Origin of the sequence: Clostridium sp. MF28, assembly GCF_002969175.1 — a bacterium.
Lineage (GTDB): Bacteria > Bacillota > Clostridia > Clostridiales > Clostridiaceae > Clostridium > Clostridium beijerinckii.
Genome location: NZ_CP014331.1, coordinates 2,599,639 through 2,622,375, shown reverse-complemented (window position 1 = coordinate 2,622,375; position 22,737 = coordinate 2,599,639). Strand labels below are relative to the sequence as shown.

Here is a 22,737-nt window from a genome sequence, read left to right as displayed (position 1 = left end):
AGTGTTTGGCATAATTTATGCTATGCAATAGGATAAAAGGAAAAATATTCTAAAAGACGTTAAATGGGGGAGTGTAGAGTGGAAGAGTTAGAAATGGCAATCATGAATATTATAATAAACGCTGGAGATTGTAAAAATCATGCGTATATGGCACTTAACAATGTAAATGAAGGAAAATACGAAGAAGCTGATAAGGAAATGCAATTAGCAAATGATGCATTAGCAAAAGCACATGATGGGCAAACAATGTTCCTTCATAAAGAAGCAAATGGTGAAAAGATTGATATGTCAGTTTTGTTTGTGCATGCACAAGATCATCTAATGACAGCAATAACAGAGAAAAACTTAATTGAACAAATAATCGAACTAAGAAAAGTGGTAAATACACTGGTTAAATAATTAACAAATAGATTAAAATTTCATAAGGACACTTATTAAAAGTTTATATAAATAAATTTATATTTCAGGAGGAATGAACCATGGTAATAATTAGATTGTTTTGCGCAGCAGGAATGTCAACAAGTCTTTTAGTAAACAAGATGAAGGAGGCAGCTAAGAATAAGGAGATAGATGTAGATATTGAAGCTTTTCCAGAAAGCCAAATGGATAAAAATATAGAGGGAGTTGATGTTGCATTATTGGGTCCGCAAGTTGGATATACATTGAACAAAGCAAAAAAGATATGTGAACCTAAAGGAATACCTGTGGATGTTATACCAATGGTTGACTATGGAATGATGAATGGGCAAAAAGTTTTAGACTTTGCCTTGAAGCTAGCAGGAAAATAGTTAAAAAGTTTTTACAATATCATTTTTTATAAATTATTTAATAAACCTTGTTAATTTATATTTACTAATTTTTAAGGAGGAATTATTATGTCATCATCTGGGACAACTTTAAACGAAAAAGTATTGCCAATAGTTATGAAGTTTGTTGGTTTAAAGGGAGTTGTTGCATTAAAAGACGGTATTTTATTCACTTTACCATTAACTTTGGTAGGATCGGTATTTTTATTGCTAGCTCAATTGCCATACCAACCGTTAAATGATTGGCTAAATGTTACATTAGGTGCAGGATGGACTGATCCACTGTTTAAAGCAAATGGAGCAACATTTAACATGATAGCACTTGTTGCAACAATAGGAATAGCATACACTTATGCTAAAAATGAAGGTCATGAACCTTTATCAGCAGGAATAATATCATTTGTAGTATTTATATTAACAACTAGCTCTTCAGTAACTACTAAGAGCGGAGAAACAGTAGGTGATGTCATACCAACAGCATGGTGTGGTGGAAAGGGAATGGTTACCGCAATTATAATAGGATTAATAGTTGGAGCAGTTTACTCATGGTTTATGGCAAATAAGATTACAATAAAGATGCCTGATGGCGTACCACAGGGAGTCGTGAATTCGTTTGCGGCATTAATACCAGCAGCAGTTATAGTGCTTGGAGCAACAATAGTTTATATGATATTTAAATGGGGATTACAAACAACATTTATTGAATGGATATATAAAGTACTTCAAACACCATTGCAAGGTATGACAGACTCATTAGGTGGAGTTTTAGTCATGGGATTTTTAATTCCATTCTTATGGTGGTTTGGTGTTCATGGAGCAACAATAGTAAGCGGTGTAATGTCAGGAATATACAATCAAATACCTTAGATAATGCAGCTATAGTTACAAGTGGAAAAGAATTAACAATAGCAAATGGAGCTCATATAGTAACACAGCAATTTCTTGATCAATTTATGACAGTAACAGGATCTGGTATGACAATAGGTTTAGTAATATGTATGTTATTTTTTGCAAAATCGGCACAATGCAAACAATTAGGAAAACTCGCAATAGTACCAGGAATATTTAATATAAATGAACCAATTACATTTGGAACACCAATAGTAATGAATCCATTTATGGCAATTCCATTTATAATTACTCCAATGCTATCAGGCACAATACTTTATTTTGCAATAGCAACAGGAATAGTTCCACCATTTGGAGGGGTAATGGTTCCATGGACAACTCCGGCACCAATATCAGGACTTTTGACAGGTGGAGTTAGAACAGCAATATTACAATTATTAGTATTAGTGATGTCATTCTTCGTTTACCTTCCATTCTTTAAGAGACAAGATAGTATAAACTTAAAAAATGAATTGGCAGCTCAACATGGTGATAATATTCAGGCATAAGAATTACTAAATAATATTATTATGACAAGGAAAGATTAAAACTTTAGGTAATTAAATTTAAGCTTATCATTTGTAAAAAAGTACAAATGATAAGCTTTTTTTAAATTTGAGTTAATATTAAGATTTACTATTTGCTGGTTCCACATTCCAATTATCTTTAGTAGAGTATACTGAAATTCCAGCAGGATCGCTGCTTGTCTCAAATATGTTAACACCACATGTAGTTAGAACATTGTAAGATTCATTAGTAGTGCTAATAGATTCTTTAGCTCTAGAAATTATTCCTACAATTGGGTTAACATATCCGATAAATGGATACGATGAAGATGTTGGATTTCCATGATGAGGAATCTTTAATACATCAACTTCTTTTCCATCTAAGGCTTTTCTACTAACAAAGTCGTTTTCTGCGCCCCATTCAATATCTGCAGCAAATAATTCTTGAAGATCATGATAATTCAAATAAACAAGTGCAGAGTTATTATTTAGCAATGTGTATTCTTGGTAAGGGTTGGATGCTTCAAAGCTTGGATAATCCTTATCAGCATGAACAAATTGTAAAATATTTTCGCTATCAATATATGATTTTGGTTCAGCTGTAACTAAAGGTACTCCGCTTTTCTTTATAGCATTCATTGTTGCTGTATATACTTCGTAATCATGTTTCATAATTTCTTTTTCACTGGCACTAGAAGTAGTATCATTCATACTTGCAAAATCTTTCATTTCAAAGTATTTTGGAACTAATATTTTTCCGACATTAAAGTTTTTAAGCAAATCAATCACTCCACCAATGTGATCTGAGTGAGGATGTGTAAGCACTACGTAATCTACAACTCCTTTTCCATTAGAAGTCTTGCTAGTGTTAGATTCAATAGCTTGTACACTACTACTAGTAGTAGATTGGAAGAAATCTTTCTTTAAGTTCTGGCTATTTAAGAAATCTATTAATGTACTACTAGTTGTTGTATCACCAGTATCTATTAAAACGGTCTCTCCACTAGGTAATCTTATAAATGCACAGTCAGCATTACCTACATTTAAATGACGTACAAATAGATAATCTTTATCGTTTTTATCTGAACCTTGGTAGTAACCATTTGAATTAAAATCTTCCATAGTTCCGTTTAAATAAAGCTTTCCAGTCGCAACAGAACCATCGGATTTTATGTAATATTTGTGATTTCTAGAATCAACCCAAGTATTTACAACCATTATTCCTTTGTCATCAGAATAATATTCTTTATTTTTATAATAGTAAAGGCCTTTTTGAAGTTGCCCATCATCGCTAAAGAAATACCAATTATCATCTATTAATGTTTTATGAGTAGCCATGTGACCGTATTGATCAAAATAATAAGTATCTCCATTGATTTTTTGCCATCCAGTTTCCAGAACACCGTTCTTGTCTGTATAGTAGATATTATTATCATAAACCCATCCAGTTTGCAGTATTCCATCTTTATTGAAGTAATACCAGGTTCCGTCTATTTCTTTCCAGCCAATTACTGCTGAAAAATCACTATCTAGATAATATTTATCATCATAGCCTTTATCTTTAGAAGTTATATCAGGATTAACATCTTTCTCCATGAACCATCCAGTTTTTTCGAGGACTTTATCACTAACTATATAGTATTTTTTAGAATCAATAGTTTTCCATCCATATGGAATAGATACTTCTTCTTGCTTATTCGGTACAGCAGTTGCGTTATTATTATTATTATTATCTGTGTCTTTTTTTGAATCTTTTTCTGATTCGTTACTTGAAACGCTTGTACTGATATCTTTGTTAGTATTTTTTGAAGAATCTTCGTTTGTTGAATTATGTAAAGTTGATTCATTTGTTTTTTGTGAAATTTCATTTGTTTGCTGTTCAGCATATACTATTGTTTCTGTAAAAAGATGAAAAGATAAACAGATTAGAAAGAATAGTATAAAACTTTTAAAATATTTTGTCATCATTATCTTTTAACACTCCTTAAATTCAATACAAAATATTATAGCACATAATCAAGCAAATTTTAAGCTAAGTCTCGGGATTTATTCCGCATTATGTAAAATTAAGAAAAAATTTTTAAAGGTAATAGAAAAATAACAAGTCAATATGTTAGTGGATTTTGCATTATGTTTAGTACGGAAACTAAGCTAATAGTTCTCTATGAGATAGATATCTTTCCGTGTATGACGCAAAATACACAAGGCATTTTAGACTTGTTATTTTCTTTAATAATCATTGAACAAAACAAAATATGAATAACATAATTATATTGTTATCTTTTAACTTCTCAATAGCTTTTTATATAATTTAGGATTGATTTTAAATATAGAAAATAAAATTATCCAGTGAAGCTGTTTTTTATTGCTTTGAATATAAGATTTATATGTTTCTGATACCTTATGGTTAATCAAGGTTAAATATTCAGTATTATTTTCAATATTATTAGAACATTCAAAATAACAATTTATAAGCTTAAATAAATACCATTTTAATGTTTTTGAATAGATTTCTTCATTATTTATATTTTTAATGAACTTAACTTTTTCATCGTAAACATCTATTATATCTAACCTTTTTTTATTAAACTTACTTGTAGTTATACTGTTAGGAGTGATCCTATAGTAGTATAAAGGCCTATTAGTATAAGTGATCTTATTAGCTTTATAATATAATTTATATGTAGTGCCTTCATCTTCATGAATTTTGCCTACAGGATAAAAAATATCTTTAAAGAGTTCTCGTTTGTAGAGCTTATTCCAAGCTACTACTGTTTGAGTATATAAGCCATTATAGAAGTTATTTAGGCTTTCCATATTATTGTAAGAATTAATAATCTCATCATCTATATGAGGTATTGAGTCATCGCTATTAGCTGTTTTAAAAAAATCGCAACATGAAATATCAGAATTATTTTCCTTTAGCAATTTTAACAAAACTTCATACATAGTTTTATCTAACCAGTCATCGCTGTCTACGAAACCAATATAATTTCCTCTAGCTATATCAAGGCCAGCATTTCTGGCAGAACTTAGACCATTATTTTTCTTATGTATAACAATTATTCTATCATCCTTTTTAGAGAATTCATCACATATCTTTCCGGAATTATCCAATGAACCATCATCAACTAAAATAATTTCAAGATTCTTTTCAGTTTGATTCAAAATGCTATCTATACATTGAGGTAAATATTTCTCAACATTATAAACAGGCACAATAACACTAATTAAATCTTTAGTATTTTCCATAATATATTCTCCAATCTTTTACTAAGGTTAAAATTTGCTCTATAGATGGTTAAGCTGTAATAAATTATAACATATTAAGGCATAATTTAGAATTAATAATCTGTAGCAGGTATTGTAATAGAAAATTAAAAGTCAATATTTAATATGTATTATTGAGTTTTATGACTACATTGATATAATAAAAGGTAGATATGTATTAAAGGAGAAAAAGATGAACAATAATACTAATTATTCAAATTATGAAGACTTAGGGCTAAGAGATGCTCAGTTAATAATGGCAAGCATTTTAAAAGATGTAAAAAAAATTTGTGACAAGCATAATATTAGATATTTTCTAGATGCTGGAACGCTTATAGGAGCGGTTAGACATAAAGGATTTATACCATGGGATGACGATATTGACATTGGAATGCTTAGAGAAGATTATAATAAATTTTTAAGTGTAGTTAAGAATGAACTACCTGATCATTTATTTTTGCAGACTCATGAAAATGATCCTAATTATGATATCTATCAAGTTCCATGCAAAATAAGATATAATAATACACTTTTTATTGAAGATAAGATTGCAGAAAATGAAAAGATGCATAATGGTTTATTTATAGATATTATACCTTATGATAGTCTTCCTAAAAAAAGATGGGTATACAATATTCAAAGAAAAATAAGTAATTTTGTATTAAGAAGTTTCATAAGAATTAGAGAAAAACCTCAAAAGCTTACATTAAAAAATAAAATTACATATTTTGTTTATAATATTGTATCAAGTATTTTTACAACAAAAAGAAGACAAAAGTTATTTGATTTTTTAGTTAAATGGAATGATAAAGATTCAGAATGCATGGGATATGGATTGGATACAGTATGGAGTCAGTACATATATAAAAAAGAGGACTTTTTTGATTTGATAAAAGTTGAATTCGAAGGAGATTATTTTAATGCGCCTAGGAATTATGATGCTGTTTTAACACAATTGTATGGCGATTATATGACACTTCCGAAAGAAGAAGACAGAGTATGGCATGCCAGAATAATCAAAAAGTTAAAAAATGCCCAATAGGCATGTTCGTTTTAATTATAAAAGAATGTAGATTTATTTATAGTAGTAAAACTATTTCTCTAAATGAGAGTATTTTTACTTAGCTATAATGAATGAAAATGAAAATTTACTTAAGAAAATGGCTTAATATTGCATATGGGCATCAATACTAGTATAATTCAAGTAGTGTTGAAAAGTTTAAAGTTATTTGACGGTACAGTATTTAAATATAAAAGTGATTTTATATTTTTTAAATTTATAGATAAATCAACTATAATCTATACTTATGCGTATACCTCACCGAAATGAATAATATACTTTTGCTCCAGTTTCTGGTTGGAATATATTTCATGGGCTAAGTATAGTTTGTTATTGGGATATCCACAATTGATGTAAAAAATGATAATTTTAACATATATATTCTTTAAAACAAAAGAATATATATGTTCATAATGTCTATTAGTCTAATATTATAGTAAGTTATGGCATTAAATAGCTAGTATGCTGACTTATTGTTTTCTGAATATGATTAAGTAAAAGGAGCGAATAGTTTTGGTAAAAGTATCTATCATTACTCCTGTTTATAATGTAGAAGAATGTATTGAAAGAAGTATTAAATCTGTTATGAATCAAACTTGCAAAGATTTTGAACTTTTACTTATAGATGATGGATCAAAGGATAAAAGTATCGATATAGCAAGAGAATTACTTGAGAATTCAAGTATAAATTATAAAATCATAACTCAAAAAAATTCGGGTGTTAGTGCGGCAAGAAACAGAGGAATAAAAGAAGCTAGTGGAGAGTATATAACTTTTTTAGATTCAGATGATTATATTGATCATAAATTTGTTGAGCGTATGTATGAAAAAGCTGAAGAAACTAAGTGTGAGATAGTTTTCTGTGATTATAGTGAGGTTGACGCTAAAGGAGATGTGCTAGTTCAAAATAGAACTAACTATTTAAATGATTTCATTAGCGGAAAAGAAGCTGCTCTTATGCAGTTAAAAGATGATATAACAATAGGAATGAGAAGTGCTATATATAAATCTTCCATTATACAAGATAATAATCTTTTATTTGATACTAAAAGAAAATATGGAGAAGATATGGTCTTTGTTGTAAAGGCACTGTTATATGCAGAAAAAGTTATAAGCGTAAATGAAGTATTGGCTTTTTATGTTATATGGGGAAATTCTGTGACTCAAAATGTATCATTGAAGCATTTGGATTGCTATTATTCATATATTGACCTATTAAATGATATAAAAGATGATGAAAGCCTAAAGAAGATAAAAAGTTTTTTAGTTGAATTTAAAATACCTTATTCAATATCACATGTTTTTTCAGTATTAGGTAAGGATTCAAATTTCCATGAGGAACTTTTTAAGTTTTTAAATAAGGATGATGTAAGAAAATATTTAAAGAATTATAAAATGCAAAAATTGGATAAGAATAATATTAGATATTCTATTCAATGTAAGGGAATGCTGTCTTGTCCTAAATTATTAATAAAAGTTTTAGATAAAGTAAGATAATACTTTAAATTAGGACATTTTAGTGAGAATCTCTGAAGTAGGAGGGGAAGTATAGTGAAGAATTGGAAGACTTTTATAGTTATGATAATCGATATGTTTATGGTTAATATGGCATATCTTTTCTCAATAAATATAACACAAAGTGGAACTTTTACAGAAATTGCGAAAATATATACTCACGATTGTATAGCTTTGAGTCTGATATATTTAGTTTGTTTTTACTTATTTAAAATGTACGAAAGTCTATGGCATTTAACTGGTACTGACGAGTTTTTGTTAGGTGTTGGTGGAAATATTTTGGCAGGAATAATATCAATAGGGTATACTAGAATTCTAGGTAATACAATTCCTCTAAATGTTTCGGTTGTTGGAATACTTTTAAGTATTTTCTTTGTATTAGGATATAGAATACTGTATAGGGTATATAGAAGAACGCTTTTGTACATACCATTTAAATACTCATCAGACCAAAGAAGAGTAATGATAGTTGGAGCTGGTTCGGCTGGAACTATGCTTATTAATGAAATGATGGCAAGAAGAGAACTAAAGTATAATCCAATAGTTCTTATAGATGATGATAAAAGTAAACTTGGAAAAAGAATATCAGGTGTAAAAATAGAAGGAAACAGATACGATATACCTTATATAGTTGGAGAGCAGGAAATAGATTTAATATTAATTGCAATTCCATCTCTTGATGCTAAAAATAAAGCAGAAATAATTGAAATCTGTAAGAATACCAATTGCAAACTTCAAATAATACCTGGAATGTACGAAATATTAAGTGGAGATGCTACAGTTAGTAGAATAAAAGATGTTGATTTGGAAGATTTACTTGGAAGAGATCCTATTCAACTTGATAATAAAGGAATTTCAGATTATATAGAAGGAAAGACTATATTAGTAACTGGAGGGGGAGGATCAATAGGTTCTGAACTTTGCAGACAAATTTCCATATATAATCCTAAAAGGCTTATAATATTTGATATTTACGAAAACAATGTATATGATATACAAAATGAGCTTAGAGAAGAGTTCCCAGACATGAATCTTACTGTATTAATAGGTTCAGTTAGGGATAGAAAGAGACTTCATGAAATATTCACAAAATATAAAGTGAATGTGGTATTCCATGCAGCAGCACATAAGCATGTGCCTTTAATGGAAGATAGTCCTAAAGAGGCTATAAAAAACAATGTTTTTGGAACCTTAAATTTAGCAATAGAAGCAAGTGATGCTAATGTAGAAAGATTCGTTATGATTTCAACAGATAAAGCTGTTAATCCAACTAATATTATGGGGGCAACAAAAAGATTATGTGAAATGATCATTCAAGCCATGGATAAGCAGTCTAGGACAGAATTTGTTGCGGTTAGATTTGGAAATGTACTTGGAAGTAATGGATCAGTAATACCATTATTCAAAAGACAAATTGCTAATGGTGGCCCTGTGACTGTAACTCATAAAAAAATTATTAGATACTTTATGCTAATTCCAGAAGCAGCGCAGTTAGTGCTTCAAGCTGGTGCGTTTGCAAGAGGTGGAGAAGTTTTTGTATTAGATATGGGAAAACCAGTTAAAATTTATGATTTAGCATGCGATTTAATAAGGCTTTCAGGGCTTGAACCCAATAGAGATATAAAAATTGTAGTTACAGGTCTTAGACCAGGAGAAAAGCTATACGAAGAACTTTTAATGAGTGAAGAAGGATTAGAAAATACAGTTCACAATAAAATATATGTAGGTAAACCAACATTTGAAGATATGAATAGCTTAACAATTAAGCTGGAGCAATTACAAAAGTTATTGGAGCTTAACGATATATCAGAGATTAAGCATCAAATGCAAAAGATAGTTCCAACATATCATTATAAAAACGAAGATGAAGTGGCTGCAGAAAATGCAGATAAGGAGTAATAATGACGAGAGAAGACGTAATTAGAAATATATTTTTAGCTATTATATTTGCTATTAGTGGATTTTTAGGAATAGCAAATGGAAGTTATATAGTATCTATAATGTACATATTGACAGTAGTAATATTAGTAGTTTTTATCCTTAAAGATAAAGATTTATATAATATGTTCTATACACTACTTTTAATTTCTGCATTTTATGACTATACATTGTATGTACCAAGAGTGCAAAGTGTATATTTATTTCATATAGTTTTGGGCATATTTACACTTATGTCATTGTTTAGAATATTTAAAGACAGACAGATTTTAATGGACTTGGATAGAAAAGTATTAGCAATATATGTACTTTGGTTTATATATATGTGTGTTAGTATAATATGGTCGTTAAATAAAAGCTTGTCAATAAAGTATATAGCTATCTACTTGATGATGTTTGCGTTTATTGTAAACATGATGGTATATAACATTAATAGAGAAAGAATTAAAAAAACAATTACTATATTATCATCGCTAATTTTACTTATAATATTAATTGGTTTTGTAGAAGTTATTCTTGGAACACAGCTTCCAGTTAAACATTATGCTGACGCTTTTATTGAGTTTTTACCAAAAGACCAACAAAATTTAATAAATGCAAGACCTATAGCCTTTTCATTTAATCCTAATAACCTAGCGGCTACTCTTGCAATATTATTACCAATTGGTTTTTATGCAATATATAAATTTGAGAACATATTTTTTAAAGTAGTTTGCATAATTGCTTCAATTATTGCTTTTTCGTTGATTTCAATAACAACATCAAGAACAGGTTTTGTGGCTGCTGCATTTGGAGTTATAGTTTATCTAATTTATTCTGTAATAAATATAAAAAGGATAGGATTAAAGGGGATAGTATGCCCATTAATTTTAGTGATTTCTCTTTTTGTGGCCTTTAAATATAGTTATATGATAATGAATATTGCACAAACAGAATCTGGTCAGGAGCAGAAGAAAAATGGTCTTGCAGATAAGCTTGATGCTCTAGGGGAGCAAGAAATTCAAGAAGGCGGAGATGGATCTCTTAATGTTAGATGGACAATAGTAAGCGATGTATTAAGAGGAACAATAAAAGAGAAACATTATCTAGGCTATGGAGTAGGAAATGTTGAACAATATATTAAAAATCAAGGAAATACAGGAAATATATATAGCCCGCACTGTTATCCAATAGAAATTCTTGGAGACTTCGGTTTACCAGGGCTAGCGCTTTATGGTATATACTATTTATACTTGTTAATTCAAAATATGATTATTGGAATAAAGAAAAAGAGTCCAATGTGTTTTGCAGCTGTAACAGGACTTATAGCTTTTGCACCAGCAAGTTTTGGACCTAGTTCTATAACATATGTATTTTCATATTGGATGCTTATGGGATTTGCAGTAGCGTGCATACAAGTTTACAAAAAGGAAAGTGATGAGTATAGACCAACATCATCATCTTCAATGAAGGAATATAGAATAGGATAATAGAGAACACGAGTGTTTATAAGTTAAAATATAGCATAATTCAGATATTAATATATTATCAAATAAAAAATGGAAGGAATGCCTTCCATTTTTTATTTGATTATTTTGAGTTGTTAAAGTTTTATATTTCAAATGTTTAGAATATGTTGATTTACACTTATCCTAAATATTTCTCAATAATTTCTGTAATTATTGAAGAACTGTCTCCACTTCCAAATGCAGAAGCAGGAGTACCAGTTGGATTGAAGTTTTCTATAGCCTCCATTATCTTATCAGAATTACTTCCAACTATAACGTTCCAACCGTTAGTTACAGTTTCAACCCATTCAGTTTCATCTCTCATAGTTATACATGGTTTCTTTAAGAAGTATGCTTCTTTTTGAACTCCGCCACTATCTGTAACTATCTTTTGAGAATTTTCCTGAAGAGAAATCATATCTAAATATCCAACGGGATCAATAATTCTTATATTTTCTCCAACATGCAAATTATAAGTTTCAATAAATTTCTTTGTTCTAGGATGTAGTGGAAGTATGATTCTCTTACCAGAGTTATTTAAAGCAGTAATGATTGAAGATAATCTTTCAATACTGTTAGTGTTTTCAGCACGATGTATTGTTGAAAGTATATAACTATTTGGTGCTAAATCAAGTTTGTCAAGTATTGTTGAGATATCTTTAGCTCTTTCTTTAAAGAGATTTATTGCATCATACATTACATCGCCGACATTATGAACACCTTTTGTAATATTTTCATCCTTTAAGTTATTTAAAGCGGTTAAAGTAGGTGTGAAAAGTAAATCGGATATATGGTCTGTTAATATTCTATTTTGCTCTTCAGGCATAGCCTTATTGAAACTTCTAAGACCAGCTTCAACGTGCGCTACAGGAATTAATAATTTGCTTGCACATAGGCTACCTGCAAGAGTTGAATTTGTATCTCCATAAACTAAAACCATATCTGGCTTTTCTTTTAAGTATATTTCTTCAAGAGATATTAACATGCTGCCAGTTTGATGTCCATGATTAGATGAACCAATGTTTAAATTATAATCTGGCTTTGGAATTCCAAGCTCTTCAAAGAATATGTCAGACATATTATTATCATAATGCTGTCCTGTGTGTACTAAAATTTCACTGTTTCCATTTCTTCTAATTTTATTAGATACTGTCGCGGCTTTAATGAACTGTGGTCTTGCACCTATAACAGTTAATACTTTCATATAATAGGCCTCCTTAAATTTTAGGTATTTATTTGTAAATTATTTATATTTACGTATAAATAAATATAAAGTGAAGTTTATTTGAGATTAGAATTATCTCAATCTGAATATTAGTTAAACTTATAAAAAATAATCACCACAATGTCTAGGTGTATGCGAATGATATTACACTTACGCAGAATTAAAAATTGATTTAGTGTAACTCGTCTAAGCGAACCACTCAAAAGAGAATTCCTAAAGTTTACATTTTAGAAACATAAGATTTCGATTTAGAGTTTTTATGTTCTGTCCTTCGCCATCTCCTTGTGAGTACTTGGCTTATTGCTATATAATCACTCAGCTGACTTTTGAAAGAAGGCTCTCTCATAAAGAGTAAGTGCTATAGAGGCTAGACATCAGATAACGTTATTTTATCATATAAAATTCATAAATGAAATAATATGGGTGATATTATAAAGTAAAAGCTTATATTCATATTGTTGAAATGAAGTATTTCATATGTTATTCTTATACTGATTATAACTCTGGAGGGAAAAAGATGAAAAACTGTTTAGTACTTTTAACTAAAGTTTTTCCTTTTGATAAAGGAGAAGAATTTATAGAAGGCGAAATAAAAATGCTTTCTGAAGCTTTTGAAAAAGTAATAGTGATAGCAACTAGTGTAGCTGATGATGCGATACAAACAAGAAGTATTCCTAGTAACTTTGAAGTACATAAAATTAAGGCTTCAAAAATAAAGCATAGTTTACCTATTAGTGCTGTTAAGCTATTTCCATTTTATAATTATAATGGATGTGTAAATAAAGAAGAACGTAATGCTATTAATGGTTCCATAAAAAAGAAAGCTTATTTAACATATTTTACAGCAAAAGCAAACAGTGTTTTAAAAGAAGTTTTGGAAATCATTAAAAAATATGATATGGATGAGTATAGCGGGATAACTTTATATAGTTATTGGTTATATGATATTGCTTTTGTAGCAATAAAACTTAAAGAACTTTATGGTAAAAAGATTACAAGAGTAGTAAGTAGAACACATAGATATGATCTTTATGCTAATGAAAACTCGATGAATTATATACCACTTAGATATTATTTCCTAAGAAATTTAGACGCGGTATATCCATGTTCTGACGATGGAAGTAATTATCTAAAGAAGCTTTATCCAGATTACTCAGATAAAATTAAAACTGCATATCTTGGGACAAAAGATTATGGAACTTCGCAAGGATCAAAAGACTTAACATATAGAATTGTGAGTTGCTGCCATGTTTCACCAGTAAAGCGTATAGATTTATTGGCAAAGTCACTGGCAACATTGAAAGATTCGGGATTAAATCTAAAATGGACACATTTTGGAGCAGGAGATGGTTTGGATCCAATTAAGGAGTATTCAAGAGAAAATCTTGATTTTATGGAGACAAATTTTCCTGGGAGTGTTAAAAATTCAGAGTTAATGGAATATTATAAAAATGAATCAGTCGATTTGTTCATAAACACAAGCAGCTCAGAAGGATTACCGGTTAGTATCATGGAAGCATGTTCTTTTTCAATTCCAACAATTGCGACTAATGTAGGCGGTACGGCTGAGATTGTTAAAGAGGGCGAAACTGGATTGTTATTGGATAAAGATTTCGATCCTGAGGAGCTTGGAAATAAAATTAAATATATGGCGGAAATATCAGAGGAAGAAAAACAAAAATTCCGTGATAGATGCCGTTTACTTTGGACTGAAAATTTTTGTGCAGATAGTAATTTCAGAAAATTTGCACATGGAATTAGAGCGGTCCAATAAAATCAATTAAAAAGTTCTGATTTATTTTTTATCAGAACTTTTTTATATGATTAATTATAGATCATTTACGGAGGAGAGTGTGCTAGAAAGTTTTATTTAAGATGATTCAAGTGATAATTGAAGAATTATCTCAATTTCCGAAAACAGAAGTATGAGTTTCTGTTAGATTAAATTTTTCTGATAAATTCATAATTTTATTGGAATCACTTCCAACTATAAAGTTCTAAACGTTATTCATAGCTTCTATCTATTCAGTATCATATCATTATACATGGCTTCTTTTTAACTCAACCAATATCTCTGTAATCTCTCTATAATAAAAGCATATCTATGTATCCTACAGGTATCAACAGTTTACTTACGCAAATGCTTCCAGTAAGAGCTGAATTCGTTATAAAGCAGATTTATCATAGATACAATAAGGAATGACTAGCCTTATAACTGGATTAGCCATTCTTAATGTTTATAATTATGATATAATTGGAATTAAATGAAGTAATACTCTAAAATGTAATAGATAGTATTTGAGTTGAAATATATAATTATTATTTGGAGGCGTAATATGTTAAAAAAGAAGATACTAGTAGTAGAAGATGAATTTTCAATTAACGATACTTTAAAATTTGCTCTTTCAAAGGAAAATTTTGAAGTTAGGGGGGCATACAATGGGGAAAGTGCGTTAAAAATTTTTGAAGAATTTGAACCTCACTTGGTTTTACTAGATATAATGCTTCCAGATATAAGTGGTTTTGAATTATGTAAGATCATGAGCCAAAAAAGTTACATAGTTATGCTTACTGCAAGGGATGATGTAATTGATAAAATATTGGGAATGGAAATAGGTGCCGATGATTACATAACAAAGCCTTTTGAAATAAGAGAAGTTACAGCAAGAATTAATGCTATTTTTAGAAGGGTAAGTAAAAATATTTTTAATAATGAACATGAGAATATAGCTAGTACTGTTTCAGAAAATGATTTAGATGATATCGATGGAGATAAGAATAAAAAAGATGAGTTCACTATTAATTTTGATACAAGAACGGTAATTAAATATGGGAAAGAGATAATGCTAAAAAGAAAAGAATTCGATTTGTTGAGCTATTTATATAAGAATAAAGGGATTGTCTTTAATAGACAGCAGCTTTTAAATGAGGTTTGGGGATATGATTATTACGGGGATACTAGAACTGTTGATGTTCATATAAGAAGGTTAAGGGCAAATCTTGGTGATGATAAGGAAAATTCGATAGTGGAAACAGTTTTTGGTGTAGGGTATGTAATAAGATAAAAGCATAAGGTTAGGAAGTGGAGAATATGCTGAAAACACTAAAAGGAAAAATAATGATAGGAATTGTATTTGCTCTTATTATATTTAATTTTGGGTTAAGTATTTTCATATATAATACTTATTATGCAAATATAAAGAATAATATTAAAGATGATATGGAGAATATTAGAAAGTTCAGTACAAGCACTTTAAAATATAGTGCTATGGTTATTGAAGATGATCTTAAAGTAAAAAATAAAACTGTGTATGAAGTTAATAACAATTATGATTGCTATGTGGGACTGTATGATTATAATAATAACCCAATAGATTATAAAGGTAGTATCTTATTTGAAAATAGTATTAATAATGTATTAGAAAATTCAAAAGGAAAAAGCTCGGTAATAATATTTAATGTTAAAAATGGATTGGTTTGTACATATGTTTACCCTATATATCTTAATGGAAAATATGATTCAAGTTTAGTTATACAAAAAAGTTATAATGATTATTATGATAGTATTAAAAATATAATGACCAATATTATAGGAGCTCAAATTGTTCTTCTAATAGTAATAATAGGAGCATTAAATTATTTTATAAATAAAATAATAAGCCCGTTAAAAAAGCTTAGTGTACAAATGAAAAAATATGGAGAAGGAAAAGAAGTTGATAGAATTTCAGTAAAATCTAAGGATGAAATTGGACAAGTTACTAAGTCCTTTAACGAAATGATTGAAGAAAAGAAAAAATTAGAAAATATATCGAAAGAATTTTTTAATAATGCAACGCATGAGCTTAAGACTCCAGTTACTTCAATATACGGATATGTTCAAATATTAAAAGAAGAAGATTTAAATAGTATGGATGAAGAATTCAAAAAAAGAGCTGTTAATAGAATAATGATGGAATGTGGAAAATTAAAAGAACTTATACAAAAGCTTCTTGAAATTTCACGATGTGGTGTTAGAAAAAAGGATGTAAAGCAAGAGGTTAAACTTAACATATTAATTGCAGAAATATGTGATAGATTAATTGATAGGTGTAGACGATTAAATAAAGAGTTTATTATTGATATAGATGAAATTGCTGTATTAACTGTAAAAGAAGATATTGAGCATATAATTTTAAATTTAATTGATAATGCATTGAAATATTCAAAAGGCAAAGAAATATATATTTCTCTTAGTAAACCTGACAAAAATAAAGATGATTTTATATTTGAAATAAAAAATAAAATTTCTTTAATACCTGAGAATATTTCTAAAAATCTATTGGAACCTTTTATTAAATATAATGAATTTGATGGAAATATAGAAGAAAGTATTTCAAGTTCTGGATTAGGACTATATTTATGCAATGAATTAGCTCAAAAGAATATGTTTTCTTTAAAATATGAAATAAAAAAAGATGAAATATTTTTCTATTTATTCCGGCTATAAATCTAATTCTTAACTTAGATATCTATAGCATCCTTTTAGGTATATAAAAATCATTTCAAAGTATTACAAAAATGTTACAGAAGTGTTAAATAAGTAATAACTATTAATAAAATACTACAAGAAAATTACAAAAATGTAAAAAGCATTGAAAGTATATGAAATGGGTTTATTATAGGTGATGTACCAAGTGTACAAATTAAATATTTATTATCTGAGGAGGAATAAATTAATGAAGAAAAAAGTATTAAATCAACTAATTGCAGCAGTTTTAGTTTGTGGAAGTATTTTAGCAGTGGGGATGACATCAGCAAATGCAGAAGTGAAAACTCAAACAGGAATGATTACAGAGAATGGTAAGATATACTTTTATAATGGATTAGGTCAAAAAGAAACAGGTTGGATTAATATTAGTGGGAAATGGTACTATTTTAATGAGAATGGCGAAATGCAAAAAAATACAACTTTAAAGATAAATGACAAAAGTTTCAAATTTGATGAAAATGGAATAGCGCTTGATGAAGATGGAACTCAAGTTAGCGACAATGTAACTGATAAGTCGAAGGAAGAATTAAATAAATATGGAGCACATATTAAAATTAAGTATGGGAAAATTTACTACTGTAATGATTCAGATAAAGAAACAGGATGGGTTCGTGATGTAGATGGTAAAATATATTATTATAATGAAAAAGGTGAAATGCAAAAAAGTACAACAGTTAAAGATCTTACTGGCAAAGAAGTAAAGCTCAATGAAAAGGGCGTAGTTGTAGGTGAGCATGGATATGATCTTGTTAATGGAGAAGAAGTTACTTACGATAGCTCTGAAGCTTATAAAGAGAGTCATAAACAGTGGAAAAAGATAGGTAATGATTGGTATTATTATTTTGGGGACCAAGGAATTAAAATAGTTGACAGCTGGCAACTAGATAATGGATTATACTACCATTTTGATCATGATGGAAAAATGCAAAAAAGTATAACAGTTAAAAGTGAGAAAGGTAATGATTGTATATTAAATGCAGATGGAGCATTAACTAATAAAAGTACACCAGACATTACATTTGATGATGATAAGTATGAGTGGAAACAAGTAGATGGAAATTGGTATCATATGAATTCAGAGGGGGATAAAGAGAAAGGATGGATTCAAGATAATGGTAAGTGGTATTATTGCAATAAAGATGGTGTAATGCAAAAAAATACAACTATAATAGACCACGATAGTAAATATGTTTTAGGTACAGATGGTGGTTGGATTAAATAATATCTGTATTACAATTAAATTTTGATTTAACAATTATGTAATAAGTTTGCCTTATAATTATTTCTATTGAATTAGCTTAGAAAGTAATTATAAGGCTGCTCTGATTTATTTTATATTACTATTTTATTTATATGTGTATTGTGCTGGGAGGGGAAAGATGAAAAAGATAATTAGTTTTATAGCTTTATTAGCAGTTATATTTTCTTGCATGTATTATGGTGAGTACATAAAGAAAGGCCATGAGGAGATTGAAGTATTAAATACAGATGTAAGTATTAATAATATAAAGAGTATCATAGAGATAGAAAATAATATTAATGATGATTATGAGGAGATTCCATTGGGCTACAATAATGGAAGTGTATACTTAATAAAATATGATTATATTAATAAAAAATTATATGATAATAATATCTTTATTTTAAATAAAGATGGAAGTAGTAAAGAATGTGGAGTAAAGCTGCCAGATAATTATTTAAATGGAGAATTAAATATTTATGGTGATAAAATTTTTGGAAGGAATGGTTATTTTAATTGGCAGTCTGGAAAGGAATATAAACTACTTTCTGATGAAGATAATGTATTTCAGTCAAGATGGTATTCTGTTTCTGGAAATAGTGACTATTATTTACGTTCCGAAGATAAGGAGCAAAATAAAAAGTACATATTATATAACATTAATAGCAATGATAAATACGAGTTTGAATGTAACAGCAATAGTGAAGATGTTATAAGTGGCATATTTTATGATGATATATCAAAAGACTTCTATGCAATGTGTCAAAATAATGTAGTAAAACAAATACAGATTAATGAAGGTAATTTTACTATAGAAAAATATGATGATATAAAAGTTCTTAATAAAAATCTAGTAAGCCAGGAAGAAAAATTTAAAAATAGCTATGTATATTGTTTTGAGGGACAGGCATATATAGGTTTGGATTGCAATGATAAATATCAAGATAGCATTAACATTAACCAATATGATATAGTTAATAAAGTTGCAGAGAGATTAGACAATATAAGCCTATATGGTTATGATGATTTTTACAAGGATTATATACTAATTAAAAAAGATGATGAGAAAAGTGTTAATAAAATTTATTTAGCTAAGCTTGAGAAAAATGGATTTGATATGCTTATTGAAATTCCTAAATTATATGGTGATGATAGTAAAATCAGTATCCGTATGGTTGATTCAGAAAATGTATTAGTTAAGGAAGAATATCATGATAAAGAAAATAAAAAAATAAAAAATAGATATGTAGTCTATGATTTATCACAATATTTTCAAGATAACACCAACAAGTTAAGAAGTGATAATGATAAATTAACATTGAAAAATACTTATAAAAATATTAATGAATATGATGATTCTAATAATAAGTCTAAATTAAATACTGAAGAAGTCAAACAGCCTGAGCAAATGCCAAAAGATATTATACCAAAAGAGGAGATTTCAAAAGAGAATACTTCAAAAGATAATGAATCTAATATTAAGACCACTCAAGAAAAGGATTATAGAGAATCTGATTCATCATGGAGAAAAGGAAATGGTGACTGGTATTATTATAAAAATGATGAAAAAGCTATAGGGTGGTTGAAGACTGAAAAGGGGTGGTATTATTTTTACAAAGATGGAACTATGCAAAAGGATGCAATTGTTCTTGGGAAAAATGGGAAAGAGTATAAATTAGGACATGATGGATTATTGCTTAATCCAGACTCAGAACTAGATTATGATTATGCTGGAAGCAAAGAAAAAACGAACAAAGAGAACAATAGTAATAATACAAGAAGTGTTGATAGTAGTGCTACAAGTAGTATTGGTGCTAATAATATAAATGAAAGCAATATTAATAAATAGATTATCATAAAACTAGCATCTGTAATGAATGGAACATTATAGATGCTAGTTTATATTCTGTGAAGTAAAAAAGAATTATTAGTGCGATTTTAGGTTTAAGAGAAATATTTATAAGCTATATAGTCAAGTAATTAAGTCTTATAAAATGATAGTTTGAAAATAAAATTAAAAGTAAAGATGAGGATTTTTAATTGAGAGAAATTTATAGAAAAGTTGATAATTTTCATTTTATAGATAAGTTAGACTAGCAAAATCATAGTTGGATAATGAAGTAGAAGGTATTAATATAATGTTAGGGGGTAGATTTAAAGTTCTTTTTTTAAAGGAAATCCGACTCGCATGCACTCGCTGGATAAGTTCAGTTAGCAAAATCATAGATTTTGAGCTTCACTTATGTTATAATCTATAGCGTTAATTAACATTATAATGCAAAAAAGGAGCAATTAAGATGAATATCTTACTTATAAATCATTACGCAGGGTCTGATTATCATGGAATGGAATTTAGACCTTATTATATGGGGCGAGAATGGGTTGATATGGGACATAAAGTAATCATACTTGGTGCTGATTTTTCACATTTACGAAAGAAAAACCCACAAATAAAAGAGGATTTCGAAGAAGAAATTATAGATGGAATTACATATGTATGGGTTAAAACTCCAGAATATCAGGGAAATGGAGTTGGAAGAATTAAAAATATATCAACATTCATGTTCAAATTGAGAATGAATTATAAGAAACTTGCCGATAAATATAGACCAGATGCAGTAATAGCATCTTCGACTTATCCTTTAGATATATATCCAGCTCATAGGATTGCAAAGAGGAGTAATGCTAAACTGTTTTTTGAGATACATGACTTATGGCCTTTAACGCCAATGGAAATAGGAGGGTATTCTAAGAATAATCCAGCTATAGTTATGCTTCAAAGAGCAGAGGATTTTGCTTTTAAAAATTGTGATAAAATTATTTCAATTTTACCTAATGCAGATAGGCATATGAAAGATAGGGGATTTAGTGCGGATAATTATGTTCATGTTCCAAATGGAATAATTGTTGGAGAGAAAAAAAATGCTCCTATGGAAAAAACTATTGAAAGATTACAAGAACTAAAAGATGAAGGTTATTTCTTAGTTGGATATACAGGAAATCACTCGCCAGCTAATGTATTAGATACGATGATTGATGCTGCAAAGAAAACTACAGATGAAAAAATAAAGTATGTATTAGTTGGAAATGGAAACGTGAAAAATGAATTAATACAATATGCTAAAACTAGTAATGTAACGAATGTTGAATTTCTAGATCCTGTACTTAAAGATAATATGGATAATGTACTAAGATTATTAGACATATGTTATATAGGACTAAAAAAGCAAAATTTATTTAATTATGGCGTAAGTCCAAATAAATTATTTGACTATATGATGGCAGCAAGACCAGTAATATATGCAGTTGAGGCTTCGAATGATCCAGTGAAGGATTCAAATTGTGGTATTACGGTACCAGCAGAAGATCCAGATGCTGTTGTGAAAGCAGTTATGGATATTAGAAACTTAAGCGAAGATGAAAAAAATAACTTGGGCCAAAATGGTAAGGATTATGTGTTGGAAAATCATACTTATCGCGGGCTTGCAGAGAAATTTTTAGATGCACTAAAATAACTTAAAAATTTATGAAGAAATTCAATAATATGAGCTGAATTGACTAAAAAGTTGTAAAATAGTTAATATAATATTATATGTTCTGAAATAAATGAATTAGGAGTAAATAGATGAATACATTCAATAAAGTAGTTAAAAGAATATTTGATTTGATATGTTCTACTTTAGGACTTATAGTTTTAAGTCCGATTTTGATAGTTATTGCCATTAGAATAAAAACAGATTCTGATGGACCTGTATTTTTTAAACAAATAAGAATTGGTGAAAAAAATGAAGAATTTGAGATTTTGAAGTTTAGGACTATGGTTGTGGATGCAGAAAAGTTAGGAAGACAAATTACTGTAGGAAATGATAGCAGAATTACTAAAATAGGTGCTTTTTTAAGAAAATATAAACTTGATGAACTTCCACAATTAATAAATGTATTTAAAGGGGACATGAGCCTAGTGGGGCCGAGACCAGAAGTTCCTAGATATGTAAAGATGTATAATGAGGAACAGAGAAGGGTTCTAGAAGTTAAACCAGGGATAACAGATTTAGCATCAATTAGATATAGAGATGAAAATGATTTACTTGGAGAAGCCGAAAATCCTGATGATTTTTACATAAACACAATTATGCCAGATAAACTTGCATTAAATCTAGAATATATAAATAAAAATAATATATTTTTAGATATTTATATAATACTTAAAACAATAGTGAAATGCCTTTAATCAAAGAAAATTGTTTCGATAGCTAATGAAGTTAAAATACTAT

General features: G+C 28.7%; 16 protein-coding genes and 1 pseudogene. 14 read left to right on the top strand and 3 right to left on the bottom strand.

The genetic code is table 11. The features are described 5' to 3' along the window. The first annotated feature begins 78 nt into the window (after window positions 1–78). The 3 genes and pseudogenes from AXY43_RS11440 to AXY43_RS28740 all read left to right on the top strand — a co-directional run bounded on the left by AXY43_RS11440 (window position 79) and on the right by AXY43_RS28740 (window position 2,203). The gene (locus tag AXY43_RS11440; protein WP_017211270.1) at window positions 79–399 is read left to right on the top strand and encodes a PTS lactose/cellobiose transporter subunit IIA; all 321 of its coding nucleotides are present in this window, start codon (window positions 79–81) and stop codon (window positions 397–399) included. A gap of 80 nt (window positions 400–479) precedes the next feature. Then, window positions 480–788: a PTS sugar transporter subunit IIB gene (locus tag AXY43_RS11435; RefSeq protein ID WP_087702590.1), complete on the top strand. Its 309-nt coding sequence runs from the start codon at window positions 480–482 to the stop codon at window positions 786–788. Window positions 789–875: 87 nt separating this feature from the next. Further along, window positions 876–2,203: pseudogene (locus AXY43_RS28740) on the top strand (PTS sugar transporter subunit IIC). 117 nt (window positions 2,204–2,320) lie between these two features. On the opposite strand, the gene AXY43_RS11425 reads toward AXY43_RS28740, so the two are convergent. Together AXY43_RS11425 and AXY43_RS11420 are read right to left on the bottom strand one after the other, a co-directional pair. After that, window positions 2,321–4,168: an MBL fold metallo-hydrolase gene (locus AXY43_RS11425; protein WP_105411560.1), complete on the bottom strand. Its 1,848-nt coding sequence runs from the start codon at window positions 4,166–4,168 to the stop codon at window positions 2,321–2,323. A gap of 315 nt (window positions 4,169–4,483) precedes the next feature. Next, on the bottom strand, window positions 4,484–5,452 hold the full coding sequence (locus AXY43_RS11420) for a glycosyltransferase family 2 protein (RefSeq protein ID WP_087702588.1): 969 nt from the start codon (window positions 5,450–5,452) through the stop codon (window positions 4,484–4,486). A 211-nt stretch (window positions 5,453–5,663) separates the two neighbouring features. Here AXY43_RS11420 and AXY43_RS11415 point away from each other — a divergent pair, with 211 nt between their 5' ends. The 4 genes from AXY43_RS11415 to AXY43_RS11400 all read left to right on the top strand — a co-directional run bounded on the left by AXY43_RS11415 (window position 5,664) and on the right by AXY43_RS11400 (window position 11,452). Next, window positions 5,664–6,512: a LicD family protein gene (locus AXY43_RS11415; protein ID WP_105411559.1), complete on the top strand. Its 849-nt coding sequence runs from the start codon at window positions 5,664–5,666 to the stop codon at window positions 6,510–6,512. A 531-nt stretch (window positions 6,513–7,043) separates the two neighbouring features. Continuing rightward, the gene (locus AXY43_RS11410; RefSeq protein ID WP_105411558.1) at window positions 7,044–8,027 is read left to right on the top strand and encodes a glycosyltransferase family 2 protein; all 984 of its coding nucleotides are present in this window, start codon (window positions 7,044–7,046) and stop codon (window positions 8,025–8,027) included. 54 nt (window positions 8,028–8,081) lie between these two features. Beyond that, entirely contained in the window at window positions 8,082–9,944 is a 1,863-nt protein-coding gene (locus AXY43_RS11405; protein ID WP_077837162.1) for a polysaccharide biosynthesis protein, read from the top strand. A 2-nt stretch (window positions 9,945–9,946) separates the two neighbouring features. Beyond that, complete coding sequence (locus AXY43_RS11400; protein WP_105411557.1) at window positions 9,947–11,452, top strand: O-antigen ligase family protein; 1,506 nt, start codon at window positions 9,947–9,949, stop codon at window positions 11,450–11,452. A gap of 157 nt (window positions 11,453–11,609) precedes the next feature. Here the strand turns inward: AXY43_RS11400 and wecB are convergent, their stop codons facing one another. Beyond that, the gene (gene wecB, locus AXY43_RS11395) at window positions 11,610–12,674 is read right to left on the bottom strand and encodes a non-hydrolyzing UDP-N-acetylglucosamine 2-epimerase (protein WP_105411556.1); all 1,065 of its coding nucleotides are present in this window, start codon (window positions 12,672–12,674) and stop codon (window positions 11,610–11,612) included. A 538-nt stretch (window positions 12,675–13,212) separates the two neighbouring features. Between wecB and AXY43_RS11390 the strand changes: the two genes are divergently transcribed. The 7 genes from AXY43_RS11390 (at window position 13,213) to AXY43_RS11360 (ending at window position 22,694) form a co-directional block, all read left to right on the top strand. Beyond that, a complete protein-coding gene (locus AXY43_RS11390) occupies window positions 13,213–14,469 on the top strand; it encodes a glycosyltransferase (protein WP_105411555.1) in 1,257 nt (418 codons plus the stop codon). A gap of 562 nt (window positions 14,470–15,031) precedes the next feature. Next, on the top strand, window positions 15,032–15,760 hold the full coding sequence (locus tag AXY43_RS11385) for a response regulator transcription factor (protein ID WP_105411554.1): 729 nt from the start codon (window positions 15,032–15,034) through the stop codon (window positions 15,758–15,760). Between the two features lie 26 nt (window positions 15,761–15,786). Next, entirely contained in the window at window positions 15,787–17,181 is a 1,395-nt protein-coding gene (locus tag AXY43_RS11380; RefSeq protein ID WP_105411553.1) for a sensor histidine kinase, read from the top strand. A gap of 229 nt (window positions 17,182–17,410) precedes the next feature. After that, complete coding sequence (locus AXY43_RS11375; protein ID WP_242986116.1) at window positions 17,411–18,445, top strand: N-acetylmuramoyl-L-alanine amidase family protein; 1,035 nt, start codon at window positions 17,411–17,413, stop codon at window positions 18,443–18,445. A 157-nt stretch (window positions 18,446–18,602) separates the two neighbouring features. After that, window positions 18,603–20,312: a cell wall-binding protein gene (locus tag AXY43_RS11370; protein ID WP_077868700.1), complete on the top strand. Its 1,710-nt coding sequence runs from the start codon at window positions 18,603–18,605 to the stop codon at window positions 20,310–20,312. A gap of 448 nt (window positions 20,313–20,760) precedes the next feature. Further along, the gene (locus AXY43_RS11365) at window positions 20,761–21,978 is read left to right on the top strand and encodes a glycosyltransferase family 4 protein (RefSeq protein WP_017211259.1); all 1,218 of its coding nucleotides are present in this window, start codon (window positions 20,761–20,763) and stop codon (window positions 21,976–21,978) included. Window positions 21,979–22,088: 110 nt separating this feature from the next. Further along, entirely contained in the window at window positions 22,089–22,694 is a 606-nt protein-coding gene (locus AXY43_RS11360) for a sugar transferase (protein WP_017211258.1), read from the top strand. Window positions 22,695–22,737 lie beyond the last annotated feature (43 nt).

Excerpts from the sequence above, each read along its gene's own strand:
- AXY43_RS11435 (WP_087702590.1), top strand. The coding sequence starts at position 480 with ATGGTAATAATTAGATTGTTTTGCGCAGCAGGAATGTCAACAAGTCTT.
- AXY43_RS11425 (WP_105411560.1), bottom strand. The coding sequence starts at position 4,168 with ATGATGACAAAATATTTTAAAAGTTTTATACTATTCTTTCTAATCTGT.
- AXY43_RS11420 (WP_087702588.1), bottom strand. The coding sequence starts at position 5,452 with ATGGAAAATACTAAAGATTTAATTAGTGTTATTGTGCCTGTTTATAAT.
- AXY43_RS11415 (WP_105411559.1), top strand. The coding sequence starts at position 5,664 with ATGAACAATAATACTAATTATTCAAATTATGAAGACTTAGGGCTAAGA.
- AXY43_RS11400 (WP_105411557.1), top strand. The coding sequence starts at position 9,947 with ATGACGAGAGAAGACGTAATTAGAAATATATTTTTAGCTATTATATTT.
- wecB (WP_105411556.1), bottom strand. The coding sequence starts at position 12,674 with ATGAAAGTATTAACTGTTATAGGTGCAAGACCACAGTTCATTAAAGCC.
- AXY43_RS11390 (WP_105411555.1), top strand. The coding sequence starts at position 13,213 with ATGAAAAACTGTTTAGTACTTTTAACTAAAGTTTTTCCTTTTGATAAA.
- AXY43_RS11385 (WP_105411554.1), top strand. The coding sequence starts at position 15,032 with ATGTTAAAAAAGAAGATACTAGTAGTAGAAGATGAATTTTCAATTAAC.
- AXY43_RS11380 (WP_105411553.1), top strand. The coding sequence starts at position 15,787 with ATGCTGAAAACACTAAAAGGAAAAATAATGATAGGAATTGTATTTGCT.
- AXY43_RS11375 (WP_242986116.1), top strand. The coding sequence starts at position 17,411 with ATGAAGAAAAAAGTATTAAATCAACTAATTGCAGCAGTTTTAGTTTGT.
- AXY43_RS11370 (WP_077868700.1), top strand. The coding sequence starts at position 18,603 with ATGAAAAAGATAATTAGTTTTATAGCTTTATTAGCAGTTATATTTTCT.
- AXY43_RS11365 (WP_017211259.1), top strand. The coding sequence starts at position 20,761 with ATGAATATCTTACTTATAAATCATTACGCAGGGTCTGATTATCATGGA.
- AXY43_RS11360 (WP_017211258.1), top strand. The coding sequence starts at position 22,089 with ATGAATACATTCAATAAAGTAGTTAAAAGAATATTTGATTTGATATGT.